The organism is Pediococcus siamensis (genome assembly GCF_047220215.1).
GTDB lineage: Bacteria > Bacillota > Bacilli > Lactobacillales > Lactobacillaceae > Pediococcus > Pediococcus siamensis.
In genome coordinates, this window is record NZ_CP178375.1 from 496,630 (window position 1) to 518,503 (window position 21,874).

At 41.1% G+C, this 21,874-nt stretch carries 22 protein-coding genes; 13 read left to right on the top strand and 9 right to left on the bottom strand.

Annotated features, from left to right (window positions below; genetic code table 11):
- Positions 1–24: 24 nt before the first annotated feature.
- Positions 25–549 (top strand): GNAT family N-acetyltransferase, encoded by a 525-nt coding sequence (locus ACLJJ6_RS02360; protein ID WP_412989861.1) that lies wholly within the window; start codon positions 25–27, stop codon positions 547–549.
- Between the two features lie 117 nt (positions 550–666).
- On the opposite strand, the gene ACLJJ6_RS02365 is transcribed toward ACLJJ6_RS02360, so the two are convergent.
- Entirely contained in the window at positions 667–1,542 is an 876-nt protein-coding gene (locus ACLJJ6_RS02365; protein ID WP_412989862.1) for a LysR family transcriptional regulator, read from the bottom strand.
- Positions 1,543–1,655: 113 nt separating this feature from the next.
- Here ACLJJ6_RS02365 and ACLJJ6_RS02370 point away from each other — a divergent pair, with 113 nt between their 5' ends.
- The 3 genes from ACLJJ6_RS02370 to ACLJJ6_RS02380 all read left to right on the top strand — a co-directional run bounded on the left by ACLJJ6_RS02370 (position 1,656) and on the right by ACLJJ6_RS02380 (position 6,359).
- Positions 1,656–2,525: an aldo/keto reductase gene (locus ACLJJ6_RS02370; protein ID WP_412989863.1), complete on the top strand. Its 870-nt coding sequence runs from the start codon at positions 1,656–1,658 to the stop codon at positions 2,523–2,525.
- Positions 2,526–2,552: 27 nt separating this feature from the next.
- Positions 2,553–3,425, top strand: a complete 873-nt coding sequence (locus tag ACLJJ6_RS02375) for an aldo/keto reductase (protein WP_412989864.1) — start codon at positions 2,553–2,555, stop codon at positions 3,423–3,425.
- Positions 3,426–3,824: 399 nt separating this feature from the next.
- A complete protein-coding gene (locus ACLJJ6_RS02380; RefSeq protein ID WP_412989865.1) occupies positions 3,825–6,359 on the top strand; it encodes a M1 family metallopeptidase in 2,535 nt (844 codons plus the stop codon).
- A 106-nt stretch (positions 6,360–6,465) separates the two neighbouring features.
- On the opposite strand, the gene ACLJJ6_RS02385 is transcribed toward ACLJJ6_RS02380, so the two are convergent.
- On the bottom strand, positions 6,466–7,314 hold the full coding sequence (locus tag ACLJJ6_RS02385) for a helix-turn-helix domain-containing protein (RefSeq protein ID WP_412989866.1): 849 nt from the start codon (positions 7,312–7,314) through the stop codon (positions 6,466–6,468).
- Between the two features lie 233 nt (positions 7,315–7,547).
- Between ACLJJ6_RS02385 and ACLJJ6_RS02390 the strand changes: the two genes are divergently transcribed.
- Positions 7,548–8,747, top strand: coding sequence for an MFS transporter (locus ACLJJ6_RS02390; protein ID WP_412989867.1), 1,200 nt, complete (start codon positions 7,548–7,550; stop codon positions 8,745–8,747).
- A gap of 98 nt (positions 8,748–8,845) precedes the next feature.
- Here ACLJJ6_RS02390 and ACLJJ6_RS02395 read toward each other — a convergent pair whose 3' ends face one another.
- Both ACLJJ6_RS02395 and ACLJJ6_RS02400 read right to left on the bottom strand, forming a co-directional pair.
- Complete coding sequence (locus tag ACLJJ6_RS02395) at positions 8,846–9,778, bottom strand: DMT family transporter (protein WP_412989868.1); 933 nt, start codon at positions 9,776–9,778, stop codon at positions 8,846–8,848.
- Positions 9,779–10,048: 270 nt separating this feature from the next.
- The gene (locus ACLJJ6_RS02400; protein WP_412989869.1) at positions 10,049–10,936 is read right to left on the bottom strand and encodes a LysR family transcriptional regulator; all 888 of its coding nucleotides are present in this window, start codon (positions 10,934–10,936) and stop codon (positions 10,049–10,051) included.
- A 114-nt stretch (positions 10,937–11,050) separates the two neighbouring features.
- Between ACLJJ6_RS02400 and ACLJJ6_RS02405 the strand changes: the two genes are divergently transcribed.
- The 6 genes from ACLJJ6_RS02405 to ACLJJ6_RS02430 all read left to right on the top strand — a co-directional run bounded on the left by ACLJJ6_RS02405 (position 11,051) and on the right by ACLJJ6_RS02430 (position 15,248).
- Complete coding sequence (locus ACLJJ6_RS02405) at positions 11,051–11,578, top strand: DapH/DapD/GlmU-related protein (RefSeq protein WP_412989870.1); 528 nt, start codon at positions 11,051–11,053, stop codon at positions 11,576–11,578.
- Entirely contained in the window at positions 11,579–12,334 is a 756-nt protein-coding gene (locus ACLJJ6_RS02410) for an SDR family oxidoreductase (RefSeq protein ID WP_412989871.1), read from the top strand. It begins immediately after the preceding gene.
- A 26-nt stretch (positions 12,335–12,360) separates the two neighbouring features.
- Positions 12,361–13,230: an aldo/keto reductase gene (locus tag ACLJJ6_RS02415; protein WP_412989872.1), complete on the top strand. Its 870-nt coding sequence runs from the start codon at positions 12,361–12,363 to the stop codon at positions 13,228–13,230.
- Positions 13,231–13,517: 287 nt separating this feature from the next.
- The gene (arsC, locus tag ACLJJ6_RS02420; protein WP_412989873.1) at positions 13,518–13,934 is read left to right on the top strand and encodes an arsenate reductase (thioredoxin); all 417 of its coding nucleotides are present in this window, start codon (positions 13,518–13,520) and stop codon (positions 13,932–13,934) included.
- Between the two features lie 26 nt (positions 13,935–13,960).
- Positions 13,961–14,455, top strand: coding sequence for an N-acetyltransferase family protein (locus ACLJJ6_RS02425; protein ID WP_412989874.1), 495 nt, complete (start codon positions 13,961–13,963; stop codon positions 14,453–14,455).
- 106 nt (positions 14,456–14,561) lie between these two features.
- Positions 14,562–15,248: a type 1 glutamine amidotransferase domain-containing protein gene (locus tag ACLJJ6_RS02430; protein WP_412989875.1), complete on the top strand. Its 687-nt coding sequence runs from the start codon at positions 14,562–14,564 to the stop codon at positions 15,246–15,248.
- Between the two features lie 162 nt (positions 15,249–15,410).
- Here the strand turns inward: ACLJJ6_RS02430 and ACLJJ6_RS02435 are convergent, their stop codons facing one another.
- Positions 15,411–16,529, bottom strand: coding sequence for an NADH-dependent flavin oxidoreductase (locus ACLJJ6_RS02435; RefSeq protein ID WP_412990412.1), 1,119 nt, complete (start codon positions 16,527–16,529; stop codon positions 15,411–15,413).
- Between the two features lie 188 nt (positions 16,530–16,717).
- On the opposite strand from ACLJJ6_RS02435, the gene ACLJJ6_RS02440 reads away from it, so the two are divergent.
- A complete protein-coding gene (locus ACLJJ6_RS02440) occupies positions 16,718–17,188 on the top strand; it encodes a GNAT family N-acetyltransferase (protein ID WP_412989876.1) in 471 nt (156 codons plus the stop codon).
- 150 nt (positions 17,189–17,338) lie between these two features.
- Here ACLJJ6_RS02440 and ACLJJ6_RS02445 read toward each other — a convergent pair whose 3' ends face one another.
- The 4 genes from ACLJJ6_RS02445 to ACLJJ6_RS02460 form a co-directional block, all read right to left on the bottom strand.
- Positions 17,339–17,824, bottom strand: a complete 486-nt coding sequence (locus ACLJJ6_RS02445; protein WP_412989877.1) for a MerR family transcriptional regulator — start codon at positions 17,822–17,824, stop codon at positions 17,339–17,341.
- A gap of 313 nt (positions 17,825–18,137) precedes the next feature.
- A complete protein-coding gene (locus ACLJJ6_RS02450) occupies positions 18,138–18,458 on the bottom strand; it encodes a DMT family transporter (RefSeq protein ID WP_412989878.1) in 321 nt (106 codons plus the stop codon).
- An 18-nt stretch (positions 18,459–18,476) separates the two neighbouring features.
- Entirely contained in the window at positions 18,477–18,911 is a 435-nt protein-coding gene (locus ACLJJ6_RS02455; protein WP_412989879.1) for a MarR family winged helix-turn-helix transcriptional regulator, read from the bottom strand.
- A gap of 322 nt (positions 18,912–19,233) precedes the next feature.
- Positions 19,234–20,085, bottom strand: a complete 852-nt coding sequence (locus ACLJJ6_RS02460; RefSeq protein WP_412989880.1) for a helix-turn-helix domain-containing protein — start codon at positions 20,083–20,085, stop codon at positions 19,234–19,236.
- A gap of 582 nt (positions 20,086–20,667) precedes the next feature.
- On the opposite strand from ACLJJ6_RS02460, the gene ACLJJ6_RS02465 reads away from it, so the two are divergent.
- Positions 20,668–21,855 carry an MFS transporter gene (locus ACLJJ6_RS02465; protein ID WP_412989881.1) on the top strand — a complete coding sequence of 396 codons (1,188 nt, stop codon included), beginning with the start codon at positions 20,668–20,670 and terminating at the stop codon, positions 21,853–21,855.
- Positions 21,856–21,874: the final 19 nt, after the last annotated feature.

A 21,874-nucleotide genomic window follows, 5' to 3' on the forward strand; every position in this document is an offset into this window, starting at 1 on the left:
AGATTGTTATGGCTGAGGTGGAAAATGGATAAACTAAGGGAATTGAAATTAGAAGATGAAGGTGCATTTCGGGCGTGGCTAGCCGCATGGCAGGATGAACCTGTTCAGGTTTCGGTAACACAACCCATTCAAACTAGTTTTCCAGAATTTTTGCAGCAATTACACCAAAATAGTGTTGATCCAAAGCCGCCACGCGTACCAGCTACCAAGTATTTTTATATTGATGAAGGAATTATCAAGGGCGGCATTTCGTGTCGTTGGGCATTAAACGCCTATTTGCGAAATTTTGGCGGCCATATTGGATATGGCATTGTGCCTGCATATCGCAAACGAGGGATTGCTTCTGAGATGCTACGCGAAGCCTTGGAAAAATTTCACCAACGGCACATTAAACGGGTTCTTATTACCGCAGAAGTAAAGAATGTGGCTAGTCAAAAAACCATTTGTAGGGCTGGCGGGGTGTACGAAAATACTGTGACTGATCCAGAAACGGGTGAGGCTTTGCGTCGGTACTGGATTACACTTGAGAAAAATAGTCAGTGTGAATGACACATTGTGCTTAAAGTGGCACATGCATGAGTTTAGTTTTTAAATTCCAAGCTTCATTTAGCGATAACAGCCATCAAAATTCTTCATTTGCATAATTTGATGGTTTTTTTATGCTCATTATTCTGGCCAGTTTTGTTTCATCGTCTTAATGACAGGCTGCACGCGCTCAAATTGTGGTTTGAGAAAATTCGCAAACACCTTCATATGTGCACTGGGATCGCTTAGCTGGATAGGCACACGGTTGTCAGGTTCTTGTGTTTGTTGAATGAATTGTGGGTCATACTTCGAAAGGTTGCTGCTGAAATAAGGAAAATCTGAGTACTTAGTAATCTCGGTGAAAGCATCCCGTTGCGCTTGATAAAGAAACTTAGCATCCGGAATTTCATTTTGGATGATGGTCCGCCATGGTCCAATCGCACTCAACACGATGAAACTCAGGTCTTTTAGTTCAGCAAAACTAACTTCGGACTGGTTCGCATGATACATAAATTGATCTAGATTAACTGATAATTTTTCCGTACCGATGTATTGCGAGGCAATTTTTTTAGTTTGGATATTCTGGTCAGAAATCATCAGTGTGTAGGCGTGCGTTGTTAAAAAATCAGGAACTTTATTTTGAAGGAGTTCTTGATCGTGAACTTCGACCTGCGATTTCAGCTGACTGTGTAAATAACGTAATAGAATTAACGGACCGGGTAAAATCGAACCAATTTTAATGCGTTGGTGACTTTGTTCAAAATTTCGCACGTTTTCTGTCATTGTTTGCATGGCTGAAATAAGGTTGCCAGCTTCTTTAGCGGCAAGTTCGCCAGTTTCCGTTAAGGTAATCCGATTCGGTTGCCGATTAAACAGTTGGACACCAAATTCATCTTCCAGTTTTTGCATTCCTCTAGTCACAGTCGGCTGGGTTACGTTAAGCGCAGCAGCTGTTTTCGCTAGAGTTTTCTTTTGCGCGAAAATTTGTAATTCTTCCAGTAAATAGGTTTCAATCATGAGCGCCCTCCTTAGCATACGTTTTCTGTATACTAGCATGCTTAACTAGTAATTTTCAAATAATTCGATCCGGGCTATGATAAGCAGTGTTAGAAACAGAAAGGATGATAAATATGACAGAAGTGCCAACAGTAAAATTAAATAATGGTGTTGAAATGCCACAATTGGGATTTGGTGTTTTCCAAGTTCCTGATCTTAAACAGTGTGAAGATGCCGTCACAGCAGCGATTAAGGCCGGCTATCGTTTAATTGATACAGCAACCGCTTATCAAAACGAAGAGGCGGTTGGCCGAGCTATTAAGAAAAGCGGGGTTGATCGTAAGGAATTGTTTGTGACCTCAAAGCTTTGGGTATCTGACTTTTCTTATGAACGGGCCAAAGCGGGAATAGATGCGTCATTAAAAAGATTAGATCTTGATTATTTAGATTTATATTTATTGCACCAACCCTATGGTGATGTTATGGGGGCTTGGCGTGCACTTGAAGAAGCTTATCAAGCCGGTAAAATTCGGGCAATTGGCGTTTCAAATTTTTATGCAGACCAATTAAAAAATTTGGAATTAACTATGTCTGTGAAACCAGTAATTAACCAAATCGAGGTTAATCCATGGTATCAACAAACGGCTGAGGTCAAATTCAATCAAAGTGAAGAAGTCCGTGTTGAAGCATGGGCGCCATTTGCAGAAGGCAAACACGACATTTTTAAGAATGAAACGATTGCCCAAATTGGAGAAAAGTACGGCAAATCAAATGGCCAAGTCATTTTACGCTGGTTGTTGCAACGTGGCATTACCGTTATTCCTAAATCTGTTCATCCACAACGGATGGCGGAGAATATTAACGTGTTTGATTTCGAATTAAGTGCCGATGATATGACCAAATTAGCTACCCTGGATAAACACGAAAGTCAGTTCTTTGATCATCGGGATCCAGTGGCAATTGAACAAATTTTTGGTTCAAGTTTAAAACAAGCGCAACAGTAATTTATTTTATGAAAGGAAGTTTCTCTAATGACAGAAAAACAAACACCAACTTTTAAATTAAATGATGGTACCGAAATCCCATCAATCGGTTTTGGAACATTTCAAATTCCTAGTGACGGCTCAACCTATAAAGCGGTTAGTCAAGCCTTAGCGTTTGGTTATCGGCATATTGATACCGCGGCAGCATACTTTAACGAAGCCGAAGTTGGGCGTGCAGTAAAGGATAGTGGGATTCCCCGTGATCAAATTTGGGTAACCAGCAAACTCTGGATACAGGATTTTGGGTACGAACCAGCCAAAAAAGCCATTGATGTTTCGTTGGAAAAACTAGGTTTGGATTATCTTGATTTGTATTTGATTCATCAACCTTATGGCGATGTTGAAGGTGCTTGGCAAGCGATGGAAGAAGCAAAACGGGCTGGCAAGATTCGTTCGATTGGCGTTTCCAATATGACACCCAAAATTTGGAATCAGTTTGTGCCAAAGTTCAGCACGCTACCGTCTGTTAACCAAGTGGAATTCAACCCATATTTCCAGCAAAAGGAATTACGCCAAATCTTGGATGCTGCAAACGTTAAATTAGAGGCCTGGGCGCCACTTGGTCAAGGTAATCAAGCACTTTTGAATGATCCGGTAATTACGAAGTTAGTAAGTAAATACCAAAAAAATGCCGGTCAAATTATTTTGCGCTTTGAAAACCAAGAAGGAATTATTGTCTTTCCAAAGTCGGTTCATGAAAGTCGCATTAAGAGTAATTTAGAGATTTTTGATTTTGAACTGACGGCAACAGAGCTGGCGGAAGTTCGACAACTAGATAAAGGCAAGGGACAACATGATCCAGATGCCCCTGGTGTCGGCGAAAGCTTGTTAGCTGCCTTTGATATCCATGCGAACGATTAGGGACAAAACAAGACAAGCGCAAACTTTTATCTTTATAGTTGCTCAAAGTGAGAGAACGTAAAAAAACGTTTTTAACTTTGTAGATAGGTAGAGAAGGTAGCTTTTCTGCCAATTTCAGTTAGTAAAGTTTAGAGATCGGAAACAGTCTAAGCTTAGTTCTGATAGGAACTGATTTTTATCAGTCCCTGTCAGAACTTTTTATTTACACTGAGCACCTAGGAGATTTTGCGCAGCGTTTTGTGAATATGCAAGAAGTACACGAGATAAGGGACGTTTCATACAATAGTGTTCGCATCAAAAGAAGCTGTTTTCGGCTTTAGGAGAATGAAGCATACGCGATAGGTTTTTATTTTCAAATGGCGTATAATGAGCTTATTCTAAAAAAATAAGGAGAACGTCATGGCAGAAATAACACGTTTTTATGAGACCTTTCAACCCACACATTACAATGTTTATCTAGACATTAATCGTGCGACAAAGCAGATTGCGGGGAAAACTAGCATTACCGGGACTGCTTCCACAGAAAAAATTTCAATCCACCAAAAAGGATTTGTGGTTAGTTCTGTTTTGGCAAACCAAGCACCTGTTCCATTCAAAGTGGATAATGATGCGGATGCAATTCGGATTGAATTGCCAGCAGCTGGAGAAGTGACGCTGACAGTTGAATATACAGCCCCATTAACGGACAGCATGATGGGCATTTATCCTTCATACTACGAAGTAAACGGCGTAAAAAAACAAATCATTGGTACGCAATTTGAGACAAACTTTGCTCGTCAAGCCTTCCCCTGTGTGGATGAGCCTGAAGCCAAAGCAACCTTTGATTTAGCGATTAAATATGATGAACATGAGGGCGAAACAACAATTAGCAATATGCCCGAAGTCAAGGTTGAAGATGGCGTGCACTATTTTGACACGACTGTAAAAATGTCGACCTACTTAGTGGCGTTTGCTTTTGGTGAATTGCAAAGCAAACAGACCACAACTAAGAGTGGGGTTAAAGTCGGCGTATTTGGCACCAAAGCACACAAAGCCAATGAATTGGATTTTGCGTTGGATATTGCCAAACGGTCCATTGAATTTTATGAAGATTTCTACCAAACACCATATCCATTACCACATTCCTGGCAATTAGCTCTGCCTGATTTTTCAGCAGGAGCTATGGAAAACTGGGGGTTAGTCACTTACCGTGAAGCTTATTTATTGTTGGATCCTGACAATACAGCTCTTGAGATGAAGCAACTGGTTGCCACGGTGATTGCTCATGAGTTGGCTCATCAATGGTTTGGTGATTTAGTCACAATGAAGTGGTGGGATGATCTCTGGTTAAACGAAAGTTTTGCCAACATGATGGAATATGTGGCGGTGGACGCCCTAGAACCAGACTGGCACATTTGGGAAATGTTCCAAACTTCTGAAGCGGCTTCAGCATTACAACGCGACGCCACTGACGGGGTACAATCTGTCCACGTTCAAGTCAATAATCCAGCTGAAATTGATGCCTTGTTTGACGGGGCCATTGTCTATGCTAAGGGTGCCCGAATGTTAGTAATGGTGCGCGCACTCTTAGGTGATGAGGCATTGCGCGCTGGGTTAAAACAGTACTTTGCGAACCATCAATATGGCAATGCCACTGGTGCAGATCTATGGGCAGCCTTGGGTGAAGCTTCTAATCTTGATGTTGGTGCGATTATGAATTCGTGGCTGGAACAGCCTGGTTATCCTGTTGTTTCCGCTGCAGTTGTGGCTGGTCGTTTGCAAATTACCCAAAAACAATTCTTCATTGGTGAAGGCCAAGATGCTGGTCGTCAATGGCAAATTCCGTTGAACGGTAATTATGAAGCAGTGCCACAAATTATGACGGAGAAGACTTTAGACTTAGGCGATTACGTAAGTTTACGCCAAGAAAGTGGACAACCATTCCGTTTGAATGTCGGCAATAACTCTCATTTTATTGTGAAATACGATGAAACATTGCTGGACGACATTTTAGCTAACTTAGGTGATTTAGATCCGATTGACCAATTGCAACTCTTACAAGATTTACGACTCCTTGCAGAAGGTCGTCAGATTTCATATGCAGCGGTTGTGCCGTTATTACCGAAGTTTGCGGATAGCAAATCGAATGTGGTTAACGCGCTGTTGTATCAAGTCGCCTTTAATTTGAAGAAATTTGTGGAACCTGAGTCAGCTGAAGAAAAAGCTTTACAATCTTTCTTTGATAACTTGAGTCGAAACCAAGTGGCACGTTTAGGCTGGACACCTCGGACCGGTGAATCTAATGATGATCAATTGACTCGTCCGTACGTCTTGAGTGCAACTTTGTATGGCAAAAATGCGCAGTCTATTCAGGCCGCACATGAGTTGTTCGTTGCAAATGAAGACCAACTTGACACATTACCGGCTGATACGCGTCCATACATTTTATGGAATGAAGTGGTCCACTTTGGCAGCACAGACCTGTTTGATAAATTATTGGCTGCCCATCGTCAGACTGCGGATGCCAGTTATAAGGCTGATATTTGCGCTGCATTAACGACCACACCAGATACACAACTAATTGCTAAATTAATTGAGAAATTTGAAGATGCGGATACGATTAAACCACAAGACTTACGGGCATGGTTCCGAGGGCTCTTGGCTAATGATAAAGGCCAGCAGGCTGCTTGGGACTGGATTCGTAATGACTGGCAATGGTTGGAAGACACTGTTGGTGGTGATATGGAATTCACGACCTATATTACGGTAATTGCTGGTATTTTCCGGACACCGGAACGCTTGGCTGAATTTAAAGCCTTCTTTGAACCGAAGTTGGCCACACCAGGATTAACGCGTGAGATCCAAATGGATACCAAAGTTATTGCCAGCCGTGTAGATTTGATCCAAGCTGAAAAAGCTAGTGTCAATGCTGCGGTTGCTGAAGCAGTAAGATAAATAAATTTTTCGTGTCTATTTTAAAATCCCGATTCCCTTAAAAGGGGGTCGGGATTTTTTGGGATCAAATCAGGCAATTAAAGAAACCAAAAGGAAAGGTCGCGGTCTAAATGTGAGTCAGGTTCTGCTGCCGGCGCACCACTGTGCTTTCATGCGCAACCCATTCAGCTAACGCACTTGCGCCCATGGCTAACAATAGCTGACGTTTTCCCTCGGCCTGGATCGTATTACCTTGGCACAGTGCAACCCTCGCCTTTGCTAATAATAAAAGATCAAAGCGTTGGATTCTTTTTGAGAGGAGCATACTTGTCGTCAGGAGGGAAATCGCAGCATCCCACTGGCTTTGCTGCATGAAAAGCCGAGCTTCGTTCAATAAGAGTTCGTTCTTTAATAAGAGGCGTTGCGGGTACTTTGTCGTGATAATTTTAAGGGCAACCTTGACCAGCATCAATGCAGTTTCTGGTGCTAGAAGAAAAAGAAGCTGGTTAACTAGGTAAAGATCCAACAACGTCCAACTTTCATGTTTTTGTAAATATTGCCAAACAGGTGTGATGGTTTTTTGTGATTGAGTTAAGGGTGACGTTCGAAAAGCTAATAAGGCTTTGGTCACCAGTAAAATACTAGTCACATCTGGGTCAGCTCCCTTTGCCAATAGTTGATTGCATTGGTGACCTAAACGCACCAAGTCTACGTTTTTTGCCGGATAGGAAAGATTAATGAAGGACTGGATTATTTCTTGTTTCGGGGTCAAGTGAAAATTATTTCTAATGTACTCAAATTCATTTGGAGAGAGACCGAGCTCAGAGATCAAAGCGATCGCTTTTGCGTATGAGGGGGTTTGATTACCATTTTCAATTTTTGAAATGGATGTGCGTGACATCAGAGCGTTATTTAGCTCTTTTTGGCGTAAACCTTTAGCCAGCCTAATTGTTTTGAGTGTTTTGCCAAATTCCAAATGAATCAACTCCCTATCTTAAAAAGTGAATATAGTTTACCTTAATGGCCACTAAATTGCAATTGGATTAAAATACGTTTATAAAAAAATTAGACGATTGCTAGTAATTCTAATCTGGTTGTCTATTTTGATTTTAAAATAACGGTCAAATTTGGAAAGCTACTCGGAAGTCGTTAGTTGTGGTTTGTTGGTAAGGCGATACGGATGTCATATTGAGAATGGAGTGAGGGTAAATGAGTAACAAGTCTATAATTCTTGTAAGTCAATTTATTAATAATTTCGGTTCTGGTTTTTCCAGAATTGCCCTCATTATTTTGGTGACGACATGGTTTAGTAATTCCATCTATGTGGGTGTGTATTCCTTTTGCTTATTTGTCCCCAATATCGTTTTAGCAACGCCGATTGGAGCCTTTATTGATTCGCGAAGAAGTCAAAAGAAGTTATTGATAAGCACCAGTTTGTTATCCGCAATTGCGGTATGGGGAATTGTTTTATTAACCTACTTTAAAATAAAATCGTTTTTTTGGTTGGTTCTGCTGGCGATCATTTATAATATTGTTTCGAGCTTCTATATGCCCAGCATCACTAAAGTGACCGCCGAAATCTTTGATCGTAGCGAATATAATGACATCAATGCAGCAATTAGTACCGCGATGACGGGAGCCAATTTATTTTCTGGAATTATTGTGACATTTTTTATCAGTTTTTTATCGAATTACTTTTTGTTCCTGTTTGATTTCGCTTCATATCTGATTATTTCGTTGCTTCTTGTTCAACTTAAAATCGCGGTGTCTTCCGATTCTCAAACAACGAAGACAAAAAGACGGGGAAATTTGTGGAATGGTCTTGATATTGTGTGGTCATTTTTAAATACACACAGAGCGGTTGTGCCGGTCTTTCTTTCCGCCTTGCTATTTAATATCATTTTAGCGCCCAATGACGTGTATCTGACACAAATAGCTAGTCATGTGTTCCACAATCCCAAGCTAGTGGGGTTCATGGAATCTTGCTTTTCATTAGGCTTTTTGATTGGATCCATCACGTACAAGATGATTGTAAAAAGCGTGCCGATGCACAAACTCATTCAAGTTGCGCTGGTGCTAGTCCCTGTGGCACTCCTAATTTTTGGTGAAACGACCTTTTTCCCCTTATCATTATTAGGTCTGGTCGTGTTGGGGATGGCACTGCCGTTCTTTAATATTTCTTCTAAAACTATCTTGCAGAATAAAGTTGATGATAAGGATCTCGGTACGGTGTTTAATAGCTACTTTGCAGTAATGAATTTAACACAGCCAATCGGATTATTGGGAATCCCGATTTTAATCAGTTTATGGGGGATTCAACGTTTCGCGTTACTGGGTGGACTGATTTATTTAGTCTTCGCAATGACTTTAGTGTTTACCCGCCAAGTTTCACCTGTTCTTGATGAATAGGCGCGATAAATTAAGTGAAAGTTTAAATGATTCAAAAAAATCCTGCTTATTTCTGCTCTGAAAAGCAAATAAGCGGGATTTTTAATCACGTGAAAGATTTATAAAAAATGGACACTAATCACGCCGACAAACATGGTGAATAGGCCAAAGACGCGAGACAAGATAACGCGGTTGACGGCAGCATCGAACAATCCAAAATGATCGATCAACGCACTAAAGAAAAGCTGACCAAACAGAGCAATTACAACGACTTGTCCAGTACCAATTTGCGGAACTAACCAGGCACTGCCAAAAACGTAAAGCGCTCCTAAAAAACCGCCAATCCAAATCCACCACTGGCTTTTAGCCGCGTGCCCAGCAGTTTGAAGACCATGAAGCGGAACGCGTAAAGCCAGCACTAAAATAATTAAAATAGCGGCCCCCACGGTAAAAGACACCATTGCAGCGTGGACAGAGGAACCCAAGACGACACCTAGATGGCCGTTAATTGCGGTTTGCGAGGCCATTAATAATCCTGCTCCGATACCTAAAAGCTGCCAAACGCGTTTGTTATGATGCGAAGGCCCCTGTGACTTAGCGCCGTGACTAAATAAATTTGTGGCAATCAGCATGCCGACCGTCACTAAAATTAGTCCCAAGAGTTTAAACCAGGTCAAATTGGCCTGTGGTGAATCGAAAAGCCCGAATTGGTCAATGACCACGCCCATAATAATTTGCCCGAAGATTGGTAAAACTGCTGTTTGAATGCTACCCAATCGTGGAAATAATAACAGATTAACGGTTAAACCGATCACGCCTAGCAGGCCACCCAACCAAATCCACCAAGGGTTATGAGAAAAAACGGCAAGCGGGATTAAGGGATTGATCCCATTACCCAGCGTTAAAATAATTAAAAATAAGGCGCCCACACTGAAAGACACAGCGGAAGCCAGGTAAGGTGAAACCACATATTGTCGTAATTTCGAATTGACTGCCGTTTGCATGGCCAATCCGCTGCCCATGAGGACGGGAACTAAAGCTAATAAGAACATCTTTGTCACTCCTTTTTTGATTGAATGTGACAAGCTTACAAGCTGAAGTAAACTATAGGTCAAGACTAAAGGCTTCTTTTTGAAAAAAATAACCAAAAACATGTCCCAAACCTGCTATAGTCCCTTTAAGATTAACAGCTGAAAAAAGTTAAGTCATCTGTTAAGTTTAGGGTGACTTTTTCCCATTTTTTGAATCGCTGGGACATGCTTTTTCGTTTTACGGACCTAAAGTAAGGTAATGATTTAACTTTCCCCGTTTTTCAAGTCTAATTATTTACTGCCGCTCACGTTAGCACGCAAACGCTGCAAAAATAACTGGGCAACATTTGACAAGGTTTGATTTTTCTTCCAAATGACCGTAATGGGATCAGTTAAAGCGGGGGAGAAGCGCCGAAAAGTAATTCCAGGATTTTCGTGCGTGTTTAACAGGTGTTCAAAAGTGAGGGCGTAACAACTACCATTCCGCACTAATAGCGCGCCATTGAAAATTAAATTATAGGTCCCAATAATAGTCATTTGATCCTCCAAATTATGCCACCAATCTAGAAAGCGTGAATGTTGCAAAGCTTGCTCGGAAACAATGAGCGGATGGCCAAGCAGTTCTTCGGCAGTGATCGTTGATTTTTGGGCTAAAACGGCATCAGCAGGCAAAACAACTCCCCAGTGATCAACTTCCGGTAATTTTAAAGCTCCGTATTGTGCCAAGGCTTGTTCGCCCATAATGACGCCAAAATCTAAGACACCTGCATCTAATTGAGCTTCCACGTCTTCGGAATCACCGCTGTGCAATTGAATACGAACATCAGGGTAGTCTTTTAAAATGTTACCAATGACATCCATAATGCGCTGCATACCCACACTCTCGCCCGCACCGATGTCTAATCGGCCGCTAATGATGAAGTGATTAGATTGTAAATTAAACGCTGTCTTATCCACAAGACCAACAATTTCATTGGCTCGTTCCCGCAAATAATGTCCGTCTGTGGTTAGCTTAATTTCACGAGGCCCCCGCTCAAAAAGTTTAACCCCTAGTTCAGTCTCTAAGTCGCTGATCTGGCGTGATAGTGCCGGTTGTGAAATATGTAAAGTCTGGGCTGCCCGTGAAATATTGTGTTCTTGAGCGATTGCTAGAAAATAGCGTAAAACTCTGACATCCATCTGATGACCACCTGCCTATAATTTTTTGTTATACTTTTCTATCTATTATAAGTATTTTACATAAAATCTCAACCTTAGTATACTGAGGCTATTCTAAGAAATGGGGTAGACAGCATGCAGGCAAAGGGAGTTAACGAACGTTTAATTGCCCAGAATCAGCGCTTGATTCAACACCTTAATTCTGGGCAGCACACACAAAGCGAAGTACGACAGTTGGTCAGTGAAATTACAGGGCAGGAACTTGATGAATCAGTTGAGATCCGGTTGCCATTTTATTCCGACTATGGCCGAAACCTTAAGATCGGTAAACAAGTATATATCAACAGTAATGTCATGATGGTCGATCTTGGAGGCATTACAATTGAGGATCAGGTTTTAATTGGGCCGGGGGCTTATCTGGTTTCGGTCAATCATCAGTTAGCTGCCGATAAACGGCACGATTTAGATTTAAATCCGGTTCACATTGGTAAAAATGCCTGGCTTGGTGCACGTTCAGTGATCTTACCTGGTGTGCATGTGGGCGAAAATGCGATTGTGGGGGCTGGAGCTGTTGTAACTAAGAATGTTCCAGCAAATACGATTGTGGCGGGAGTTCCTGCTAAAATTATTCGAACCTTAGCCTCAAATGAGGAGGATGTCTAAATGAGTATTCAAAATAAAGTTGTAGTGATTACGGGGGCTTCATCAGGGATTGGTGCCGCTACGGCAAAACTATTGGCAAAGAAAGGCGATAAAGTCGTTTTGGGCGCACGTCGCGAAGCCCGTTTGAAGGAATTAGTTGCCGAAATTGGTGAAAATGCGATTTATCAGGTAACTGATGTGGCTCAAAAAAATGAGGTTCAAGCGTTAATCGACTTGGCCGTTCAAAAATACGGTCGGTTAGACGTGTTGTATAACAATGCAGGAATTATGCCGCGCGAACAATTGGCGGATGCTAAATATGCAAATTGGGAAAAAGAGATTCAAACTAATATTATGGGGGTGTTATACGGCATCGGGGCAGCGCTGCCGGTGATGCAAAAACAACAGGATGGTTTGATTATTACTACGGATTCGGTTGCCGGACATGTGGTTTATCCGGAATCGGCCGTCTATAACGGAACTAAATATGCAGTCCGTGCAATCATGGAGGGTTTACGCCAAGAAGAGCGTCTTCACGGGATTCGCTCGACCATCGTTTCGCCGGGCGCAGTTAGCACTGAATTAAATCAAACCATTGACAATCCCGAGATGGTGGCAGAAATGGCGAAAGTTTTTAACAATAGTACTGATGAGCAACGACGGATGGCTGTTTTAGATCCAGAAGATATTGCGAATGCGGTGGCCTATGTGGTCGCACAACCTAAACACGTGACAATTTCAGATATGTTGATACGACCAACTGCACAAGAAGTTTAAAAAAGAAAACCGGAAAGGAATTTATGATGGCAATTTTTGAAGAAACGTTTCAACTAAATAACGGCGTACAGATCCCCCGCTTTGCTTTAGGGACTTGGGAAATTCCTGATGATCAGGTCGCCCAAGCAGTCCGTGAAGCCGTAAAAATTGGTTATCGGCACATTGACACTGCCCAAGCTTATGGAAATGAGCGTGGTGTTGGCGAAGGGATACGAACAGCAGGAATTGCGCGCGACCAAATTTTTGTGAATTCTAAAGTGGCTGCTGAAATAAAAGATTATTCTGCAGCTAAAAAATCGATTGATCAAACGCTGAGTAAAATGAAATTGGATTATTTGGATATGATGATTATTCATAATCCCCAACCCTGGGTAGAGGTTAATCAGTCGGATGACCGGCACTTTACCGGCAATTTGGAAGTTTGGCGTGCTTTAGAAGAAGCCATGCAAGCTGGAAAATTACGAGCAATTGGTGTTTCTAGTTTCCAAAAAGCAGACTTAGAGAATTTGATTCAAAATAGTGATACCAGACCCATGGTTAACCAGATCTTGGCACATATTGCAGCCACACCGTTAGATTTAATCAAAACATCGCAAGCTAATAATATTGTGGTGGAAGCATTCTCGCCAATTGCACACGGTGCTGCCCTACGTGATCCAGCCATTCAGAAAATGGCCGCTAAGTACAATGTGAGTGTAGCCCAACTCTCGATTCGTTACGATTGGCAGTTAGGCACAGTTGTTTTGCCTAAATCAACGAATCCGGACCATATGAAAGCCAATGCCCAAATCGATTTCGAAATTTCGGAAGCTGATATGCAGGCATTGAAAAACAGACAGTCGCTGGATTACGGTGAAGCTGGTAGCTTTCCAGTTTTCGGTGGCAAAATTAAGTAAACTTGCCGATTAAACTTTGCGAGAGTGAAAAAAGTATTTTAACTTTGCACATAAATGAGGAAGCCGAATGATTTCTTGGAATCGTTCGGCTTCCTTATTAATCAGAAAAATTAGCATTTTCCCAAAATTTTGGCTATGAAAGTTGGCGTCCTGCAAAAACGAAAAATTATATCAGCGGTGAATTTTTTTGGAAGTGATGACAGAAAAGCTAACACAAGTCGTTGTGCTTTTATTCAGCAAAGCGCAAAATAGGGGTAATTCAGATCATCAAAAAAAGGAGGGTTTACATGCCGCAAATTTATTTTTTATGTACTGGTAATGCCTGCCGGAGTCAAATGGCTGAAGGATTTGCGCACAGTTTATTTAACGATCACTGGCGAATTGCGAGCGCGGGACTAGAAGCTCACGGCCTGAATCCGCTGGCAGTAAGGGTTATGGCCGAAAAAGACATTGATATTTCTGCCAATCACTCAAAGTTAATTGATCCGCATTATTTACAAACAAGTGATTTTGTCGTGACCCTCTGTGGGGATGCGCGTGACCGGTGTCCAATTACACCGCCGTCAGTTAAAAAAGTGCATTGGCCATTAAATGACCCAGCACAAGCAGTTGGATCCCCAGAAGAAATTTTAGCTGTTTTTCGGCAGGTACGTGATGAGATTGAACAGCGGATGCAAGATTTTATCAAGAAAAATCCAGAATAAGAGAATTAGAAAGAGGCAGACTAAGAATGGAACCAGTATTCAGCATCGCATTGCGAAAAGATTTACCTGAAATTGTACGTATTTATAATGAAACGATTGCTTCACGTCAGTCGACTGCGGATCTGGAACCCGTTTCGGTTGCAGATCGCGAGGAGTGGTTTGCGGGACATAATGCAGCTCATCGGCCATTATGGCTCATCAAGTTGGGGAATCAAATTGTCGGGTGGATCAGTTTGACTGACTTTTACGGTCGAGTTGCTTATCACAAAACGGCTGAGATTAGTATTTATATCGATGAAGCCTACCGAGGACATCATCTCGGTGTAAAGGCGTTAACGTTTGTGGAGCAGCAAGTGGAAACACTGGGCATTGAAACGATTTTAGCTTATATTTTTGGGCACAATCAGGCAAGCCAAGCTTTATTCAAAAAATTTGGTTATGAGCGCTGGGGCCATCTGCCGCAAGTCGCTGAAATGGATGGTGTGAAACGTGATTTGGATATTTTGGGGAAACATTTTTAGAAATCAGCAGTATCCGAGTTAAAATGTTTGTTTTCGAAAAATGAGCCGTGTAGACTAATTTTTACTAACAGAAAATAAGTTAGATTTAAAATTGGAGGATTTAGACATGGCAAAAGTACTAGTTGTTTTAACAAACCACGCTCAATTTGACACCATTAAGAAAGCCACTGGCTTATGGCTAAGTGAGGCCACACATTTTGTGAATGTGCTTTTTGAAAATGATATCGATGTGGATTATGTGAGTCCCAAGGGCGGGTATGTCCCTGTAGATCCAGGAAGCCTTGATGCGACTGAGCTGGATGCAGTAAATCAAAAATTTTATGGCGATGCTGGCTTTCGAAATCGGGCGTTAGGGCACAGCCTCAAACCAAGTGATGTCAATGCTAGCGACTACGAAGCAATCTATTTTGCTGGCGGTCACGGCACCGTCTGGGATTTTCCAAAAGCCACTAGTTTAGGTAAATTAGCAAAGGCAATTTATGATAACGGTGGTGTTATTTCTGCGGTTTGCCATGGAGTTGTGGGCCTACTTGCGGTTGATGGCGATGACGGCAAAAAGTTTATTAATGACAGAAAGTTGACTGGCTTCACAAATGAAGAAGAAGCTATTAATAAGTTAACAGGTGATGTTCCGTTCTTGGCAGAAGATGAATTAAAAGCTGCTGGGGCAAATTATTCGAAGCATGAAGCTTATACAGAACATGTGGTTACGGATGGTCGTTTGGTGACCGGACAAAATCCACAATCTGCTAAGGGTGTCGGCGAAGCTGTTGTAAAACTCTTAAATAACTGAGTTAAAAAGATAAAAAGAAGCTGAGAAAAACTCGGCTTCTTTTTAATTCTGAATTTTACGAGTCAAAATCGGGGGCCGACTTTTTTGCTTAGCGATGAAAACTAGACGATATTTAGTTTCCGAAGGCGATGTTTGTAGTTAAAACACCTTTTCAACACTAAATTAAATATTAGGGGTGGAATGATAACGAGCTACCAAGAAATCATATAAGGGTCGTGACAACTGAGTGTAGTTAATTGCGTCAGCAAAGTTACCTGTTACAAAATCGGCATCGTGTTGGGTTATTAATTTTTGAACCCAATTGGGATCAATAAGCAATTGTTGACCCACAGCTGCCAATTCAGCATGATTTAAAACATTTGTAATGTCTTGGCGTGTTCGAATGCCGCCTACACCGATAAGTGGTTTTTTGCCAGCAATAGTTTCATGAATGTATTGCAAAATTGATTTTTCCTGATACTGGTCGGAAACAGTAATCCGGCGATAATCGTTTAGTGACACATGCAGATAATCTAGCCGTGTTTGTACCAGTTGATTCACTAGATACAAGGTGTTTTCAAAACTTAGTCCCGGTGTTGTAAACTCTTCTGGTGAGAAACGGTACCCCACAATGAAAGGCTTGTCTGCGTAAGTATCAATTGCCTGAAATACAGAATCAAGGACTTCTTTGATAAAGACATAGCGTTTTTCCTGGGAACCACCATAAGCGTCAGTCCGACGGTTGGAATGTGGTGAAAAGAACTGTTGTAACAAATAGGTATTGGCTCCGTGCAACTCGACGCCGTCAAATCCGGCCTGAATTGCTCTTCGGGTTGCATCACCAAAAGCGGATACAGTCTCATGGATTTCTTCTACGGTCATGGCGCGTGGAGTCAAAGAGAGAACTTTAGGATCCCGGTGATGTGCGGGAACCGCGCTGGCAGAAAGAGCTTGTTTACCGAGAAGAGCTTCCGGCTCACTCATACGTCCACCATGGAAAAGTTGCACGATTGCTTGGGCTCCACCGTTATGTATCACGCTCGCAAGCTGCTTCAACTCTGGTAATTTATCATCATGGGCAATACTTAATTCACCTTGCCATCCTTTACCATTATCCTGAACGTTTGCGGACCCAGTAATGACGGCACCTACGCCTTTTGCCCGTGCGGCATAATACTGAATTTCGTCTTGCGTAAGCGTCCCATCGAAAAAACTCTGGACGGTGGTCATCGGGGACATCACAATTTTATTGCGTAATTTGCGACCGTTTGGGAAGGTGAAATTTTCGTTAAAAGCTGCTATTGTTAAACCTCTTTTAATTTATAATGTGAACTTATTTTTTAACTAATTAAAAATAAGTGAGTGAAAGAAATAATACGCTGGCCAGAAAAGATAAGCAAACATTTTCACTTTTAGGATTACGGATTGACTTTTATGAAAACTAAGGCTAATGTGAGGACAAGTTTTATCTTGGAAAATGAGGGATGCTTATGGAAATTCGACCAATTGAACAGCATGATAATCGTGGTGTAAAAACACTAGTTCAGACTTCACTTAAAAATGTCGATCTGGCGGTTCCTGGAACTGCTTATTTTGATCAAAGCTTGGATGATTTATATGATTTTTATCAAAATGAAACTCATGGTCAATACTGGGTGCTTAGTGATCAGGGCCAAGTAGTTGGCGGTATTGGCATCGGTCATTTTAAAGAGCAGACATGTGAACTGCAAAAGTTATATATTGCTGCAGCTTATCAAGGACAGGGGCTTTCAAAGCAATTGATGAATCAGGCGCTGGCATTTGCGGCAAAGTATTATCAGGACTGTTATTTAGAAACGCATTCTAAGCTAATTGCTGCAATTCATCTTTACCAAAAGTATGGGTTTCAAAAATTAGATCAGCCGTTAATTGGCACAGCACATTCAGCAATGGATACGTGGTTTTTAAAAACTTTATCCTGAATTTGGCGAAGAACTTGTTAGATACAAAAAAAACTGGGATAAAAATCCCAGTTTTTTTGTGTTGTCAGCAAATGACTGCCTAATTTTTTATTGAGTGCAAATCATGGTTGGCGTTTTTTACAACTGAACCTATTAAGAAAAGGCATTTAGCTATGAATTGAAGTTGCCTAATTCTTCAGCACTGTGGCCAGCTGATCGCAATTTTTGATAGGTTTGATAGGTTTGGGGATCCACCTGAGTAGTTCCCGGAACCAAGTGAACTTTTTCTGTACCGGCTTCTTGGGCCGTTTTATAGTACCATTTTTTAAACTGCAGATAAGCAAGCGAACGTTCTAACTTGGCAATTTCATCTTGGAGAACTTTTTCGTGCTGGTTGAGAAAATTATAACGCTCGCCAAGCGAATCGTCACCATCGAGGCGCCAAGAGACAAAATGCGCGATTTCTTTAATCGGCACACCAGCTTTTTTTAGATCAAGAATCATCTGCATGAGTTGGATGTTGTCCTCGGTAAAGCGTCGTCTACCACCAGCATCACGTTTGATAAAAGGGAGTAAACCCGCATGGTCATAATATCGAATGGCCTCCACAGTTAAGCCCATTTTAGCGGCTACTTGCCCAATGGCATATGTTTGCAAAGTGTCACCTTCCTTAAGCTTTTTGAGTTCATTTTGTATTTATTCGGAGTTAAAAGCAAACTTTTAGTTGAAATACGAAAACAGGACAAGCTGATTGTTGTCCCTGGTGCGTAAGTTGGGGACTAATGAGTTGATTTCAGGCGAAAAGCTCCTTTAACTCCTTACAAAATAGAAGTTGATAAAGATTACTTTACAACCTAGAGTCAACTTCAGGTCAAGGCTTTTTGGAAAAACTCTCCAAATTAAAACGGCTCTCTAAAAATCGCAGTCGCAGCGAATTTTAGAAAGGCTGAAAGTGATCATTTAGCTGTTATTAATGACCGGTTGTGATCTTGATACCGACAATACCGACGAGCAGCAGGCCGACAAACAACCACGTGAGCGGCGACAGGCTGTCTTTGAAGAGCAAAACACCAATAATAATACTTCCGACGGCACCAATTCCAGTCCAAATCGGATAGGCAATACTCAACGGTAGTGTTTTGGTGGCCCGTGCTAAAAATAAAAAGCTTGCGGTCATTGCAATGAGCGTTACAATGGAGAACCCCATCTTACTAAAACCGTTACTGTATTTCATCGTGGTTGCCCACACTGTCTCTAAAATGCCGGCAACAGTTAATTCAATCCATACCATAAAAAAATCCGTCCTCCGTTAATGTTCTAATGCAGCTGTGAAAAGGCTGTTAAATTGGGAAACTGTTGCAATTGCTTGTTTGAGTGCGCCGGGTTTGAGTTGCGCGGTCATGGTATTTTCTAGTGCTACTAACTTGGTCACCAGTGGTTCGGCAAATTTTCGGCCGGTAGGAGTTAGAGTCATTAAACGTTCCCGTTTGTCGGCATTGGCTGGTAAGAAAACAATCATGTCGGTTTTGACAAAGCGTTCACAAATGGTGTGCAAAGTTTGCTTGGGCACGCGCCAAATGCTGATAATATCTTTTTGGGTACATTGCCCCTGATTATAAAGTTCATATAAGGTAATGAGCTGGTGAAAGTTAACGCCATTTTGACGTGCCCAGGTCCGATACAGCTGATCGGATTGGTAGGCGAGTTGGCTTAACTGGGTAAGTTGTTGTTGATAATTTTCCATAAAGGCCTCCACTAAAAATAGTCCTAAAATTTACTTTTTAGTATAGTAAATTTTAGGACTATTTACAAGTGCTTAGCGATGCCAGCAAAGCGCAATTGGATATGCTTAATCCAAAATAAGCGAACTTCAGGCCTTACTGCAGGCTGATTTAATTGTTGAATGGCGGATCCGGATTACACCAGGCGGATTAGGTGCTGGTGTGCGAGCGTACTAGACTCACTGTAAATTTGGCGAAGTTGCACAGAATATGAAACTGGAAAAAATAAAAATAGCTGACACCCAGTGATGTCATCCTTTATCACGGGAGTTATCAGCTACTCTTTTAACTGAAAGCTGTAACTTTATGCTTTTTCAGGTAGCTTTCGGCTTCTTTGGCAACAAGCGTATCATCCAAAAATTCGGCAAATGACCATGCTTTCAGCATATATTTGAGGCTTTCTGTGCTTTTCGCCATTTTGTCGAGTGCTTCCGCGTACACAAAGTAATAAGAGTCCACAAAATAAAACGTATTATGTGTCTTATTAAGAGCTAAAGCGTGGTCTAGCGTAGTAAGACATTTCGTAAGTTGGTGGGTATTAGAATAGTATTTCGCAAGGTTGTCCAACAGCAGAAGCGACCAGAATAAGTTTTTCTCGACATCAACCTGCTTAATTAATTTGGCAACTTGTTCAAAGTAAAAGCTGGCTTTCTTCATATCTTCCTTTAAACTATAGACCACACCTAATTCACAAGTTGCTAGGACTACATAAATATCATTATCTTGGTTTTGTGTCAGTAAAATTTGGTTAAACCCAAAAATGGCGTCATCAAGATCTTTTTTTATCCACATTTGCGCATCGGTTTTCAAAAACAAATAATGAACCTTTTGATCTCCATCTTCGAATTTCTTTATTTTTTCCAGTTCCGTAAGAACCTTTTCGTGTTCATAATTCATGCTTAATTTATCCGCATTTTTGAGAATCGTATCAGTTTGCACAATATCATCGTTCACGACGACATCGGCAAGGGTGAGGTTCAAACGGGTTAGCAGCTTAACCAAAATATTACTACCTGGTGAAGTTGAATTTCTTTCCAACGAACTAATTGTTCCTTGTGTGGTAATTCCTTCGGCTAGTTCCTGTTGGGATAATTTTAGTTTTTTGCGGGTTGTCCTAATTTTATGACCATCAATCATTTTGTTCTCCTTTTATTAATTTGATGTTTTTTAAATACTTTTCGGTTATGAAAAATTGGGATGGAAAATTGTGAATGTGCACTATCCGAGTGGCAACCGGCTTGTCTGTGGCATTGAGCGTAACGATTACCTCTAGTAATGTCAGATAATGGCAGAATCATAAAAACTCAACAAATATATTATACTATTAAGAATTTATTTTTAAATATAAATGATCAATTAAAATAGTGAGTTACCCATTTGGGAAGCCCAAGTCCTTAATCACTTCATTTTAAAGACCGATTTAGCCTTTCCCTCACCGCTTGCGACTATTAAAACTTGGAGACCGAAAGAGTGAGGAAGGCTTTTTTGAGTTTCATTTACTGTTTGCTAATTTAATTATCATATTTTCTAATAAATCTGTAACCTTTTGGGTGTGTCGGTGTTACAATAAGCGGTAATAAATTAGCGGTAAGTTATCTATAACTTATTAATGATTTATTAGTGTTTAAATCTACATATTAGGTGTTTGCGCCGTATTCGGCTAAATGGAGTTGAAGACCTGATGTGTGGCGACATTATAAATAGGAGAGGGTGAAGGAAATGCGTAATGTGGAAAAGAAGAACACGGTTCGTCTTATTTTGCGTGGTCAGACAAATAACTTTGGGAACACAATCTATGATTATGCCAACAAACTTGTGATTACCGGACTTGGCAGTCAAGCCAGCTATTTTATGGGTATTTATCAAATGAGCGAAACCATCGTCGGCATTATATTTGATATTTTAGGGGGCATTACAGCCGATCAAAAGAATCGCAAACAGATCTTAGTTTTTACCGACCTCGTGGCAGCACTCGCAACCTTCATCGTCTTCTTGCAGTACAGCAAGAAAAATGTCTGGTTGCTTGTGATCACGAATATTATTCTTGCAATTCTATACTCCTTTAACAGCCCAACATATAAGGCGATTGTTAAAGATTTACTGAGTAAACAAAATATTTATAAGTATAATTCCTATTCGAAAACAATTTCCGAGATTATCAGTGTTTGTTCCCCTTTGGTCGGCATGGTAATCGTCAGTTTTTTCGGTTTTAAATATGGCATGCTAATCAATTCCCTTAGTTTTCTGATTTCCGCCATCTTGGAGTGGCAGTTTAAAGTAATTGTTCCATTGACCACTCAAAAAAAGACAGCGAAGGAAAGCAAACTGCAATCCCTAAAGAGTGGGTTAGCTTATATTTATGGCAACAAAGAACTATTAGTGGTCTTAATTGCCAGCAGCCTCATCAACTTTTTTCTTGCAGGCTACAATTTTTCGGTGCCGTTTACCAATCATATGGCACGCTTTTCACACATGTATGCGTACGTTTTGGTGGCAGAGTCGGTTGGCAATATTGCTGGTGCACTGTTTAATAGCTTTTGGAATAAAGATTTACGAATTGCACAGTACAGTCATTTTTTGTTTGGCGTGGGCGTTACTACCCTGGTTGTGCCGCTATTGCAACTTTATTGGCCACTGATTCTCGTCTTTTTTGGCTTGTCTTCGGCATGTTTAACCATTTTCAATATTCAAATGATGTCAGGGATTCAGGCTGAAGTCGCAGATGATTTTATCGGACGCGTCTTTGGCGTTATTTTTACCATTGCGGTGTTGTTCATGCCGGTGGGGACCTACGTTTTTTCGCTATTGAACATAAAAAACTGGTTGGTCTTTAGTGTTATTGGGATCGGCGAAGTTTTGGTTTATATTTTTATGTTTGGGGCGATTAAGCTGGTGCAGACAAAATAGGCTAGGTGAGCAAAGGAGG

Coding starts and splice junctions, on each gene's coding strand:
- ACLJJ6_RS02400 (WP_412989869.1), bottom strand. CDS start 10,936: ATGGATGTCAGAGTTTTACGCTATTTTCTAGCAATCGCTCAAGAACAC.
- ACLJJ6_RS02405 (WP_412989870.1), top strand. CDS start 11,051: ATGCAGGCAAAGGGAGTTAACGAACGTTTAATTGCCCAGAATCAGCGC.
- ACLJJ6_RS02395 (WP_412989868.1), bottom strand. CDS start 9,778: ATGTTCTTATTAGCTTTAGTTCCCGTCCTCATGGGCAGCGGATTGGCC.
- ACLJJ6_RS02430 (WP_412989875.1), top strand. CDS start 14,562: ATGGCAAAAGTACTAGTTGTTTTAACAAACCACGCTCAATTTGACACC.
- ACLJJ6_RS02455 (WP_412989879.1), bottom strand. CDS start 18,911: ATGGAAAATTATCAACAACAACTTACCCAGTTAAGCCAACTCGCCTAC.
- ACLJJ6_RS02360 (WP_412989861.1), top strand. CDS start 25: ATGGATAAACTAAGGGAATTGAAATTAGAAGATGAAGGTGCATTTCGG.
- ACLJJ6_RS02410 (WP_412989871.1), top strand. CDS start 11,579: ATGAGTATTCAAAATAAAGTTGTAGTGATTACGGGGGCTTCATCAGGG.
- ACLJJ6_RS02370 (WP_412989863.1), top strand. CDS start 1,656: ATGACAGAAGTGCCAACAGTAAAATTAAATAATGGTGTTGAAATGCCA.
- ACLJJ6_RS02380 (WP_412989865.1), top strand. CDS start 3,825: ATGGCAGAAATAACACGTTTTTATGAGACCTTTCAACCCACACATTAC.
- ACLJJ6_RS02460 (WP_412989880.1), bottom strand. CDS start 20,085: ATGATTGATGGTCATAAAATTAGGACAACCCGCAAAAAACTAAAATTA.
- ACLJJ6_RS02450 (WP_412989878.1), bottom strand. CDS start 18,458: ATGGTATGGATTGAATTAACTGTTGCCGGCATTTTAGAGACAGTGTGG.
- ACLJJ6_RS02440 (WP_412989876.1), top strand. CDS start 16,718: ATGGAAATTCGACCAATTGAACAGCATGATAATCGTGGTGTAAAAACA.
- ACLJJ6_RS02425 (WP_412989874.1), top strand. CDS start 13,961: ATGGAACCAGTATTCAGCATCGCATTGCGAAAAGATTTACCTGAAATT.
- arsC (WP_412989873.1), top strand. CDS start 13,518: ATGCCGCAAATTTATTTTTTATGTACTGGTAATGCCTGCCGGAGTCAA.
- ACLJJ6_RS02465 (WP_412989881.1), top strand. CDS start 20,668: ATGCGTAATGTGGAAAAGAAGAACACGGTTCGTCTTATTTTGCGTGGT.
- ACLJJ6_RS02415 (WP_412989872.1), top strand. CDS start 12,361: ATGGCAATTTTTGAAGAAACGTTTCAACTAAATAACGGCGTACAGATC.
- ACLJJ6_RS02365 (WP_412989862.1), bottom strand. CDS start 1,542: ATGATTGAAACCTATTTACTGGAAGAATTACAAATTTTCGCGCAAAAG.
- ACLJJ6_RS02390 (WP_412989867.1), top strand. CDS start 7,548: ATGAGTAACAAGTCTATAATTCTTGTAAGTCAATTTATTAATAATTTC.
- ACLJJ6_RS02375 (WP_412989864.1), top strand. CDS start 2,553: ATGACAGAAAAACAAACACCAACTTTTAAATTAAATGATGGTACCGAA.